The organism is Longimycelium tulufanense (assembly GCF_014645795.1).
In the GTDB taxonomy this organism is placed as follows: Bacteria; Actinomycetota; Actinomycetes; order Mycobacteriales; family Pseudonocardiaceae; genus Longimycelium; species Longimycelium tulufanense.
The window spans coordinates 1-681 of the sequence record NZ_BMMK01000109.1 but is presented as its reverse complement, the minus strand read 5'-3'; the positions used below and the strand labels follow the sequence as shown (position 1 = coordinate 681).

General features: G+C 76.9%; 1 protein-coding gene. It reads right to left on the bottom strand.

Translation table 11 applies throughout. The features are described from left to right. The coding region (locus IEY55_RS31780; protein ID WP_189062285.1) for an asparagine synthase-related protein at positions 1 to 681 on the bottom strand (681 nt) is incomplete at both ends.

The window sequence follows — 681 nt, the reverse complement described above, 5'->3', positions numbered from 1 at the left end:
GCCCACGGGGGCAGCAGGGGCGGGGCCTCCCACCCGGTCACCGCGTCGGCGACCGGCGGCTCGGTGTGCAGGTGCTCGGCGGCCCAGCGCAGCCACGTGCCGTAGGGCTGGCGGCGCCATGCGGCCCACGCCATCCTCCACACTGGACTGTGTTTCAGGGCGGCGTGTCCGCGCACGTGCCGCCACCCCAGCCGGGGCACGGCGCGCACTGCGGTGCCGAGGTAGGCCAGCGGGGCGAGCAGCACCTCGTCACCGCCCTGGCCGTTGAGATGCAGCCGAGTGCCATGCTCGGCCAACAGTCGCGCCGCGTAGTGGGTGCGGGCGGCCCCGGCAGCAAACGGGGCGGGCTCGTCCATCCCGGACAGCGGCGCATCGGGTTCGGCGAAGAACTCCGGGGCCTCCTCGGCGCTGACCACCCGATGCGCGGCGCCGGGGAAATGCTCGGCCACCCGCCGGGCCCATCGGAGGTCGTCGTCGATGGGGGAGCGGCCGGCGGTGGTGAGCAGCAAGGGACGGGCCGGCGCGGCCAGGCAGGCCAGCGTGGTCGAGTCCAGCCCGCCGGACAGTTGCACGCTCACCGGCCCGTCGGCGTGGTCGAGCCGGCCGGCCACGGCCGCGGCCAGGGCCTCGCGGAACGCGGCGGCCCCCTCGGTGACCGAGCGGTGCGCGGCCGGCGGTGTC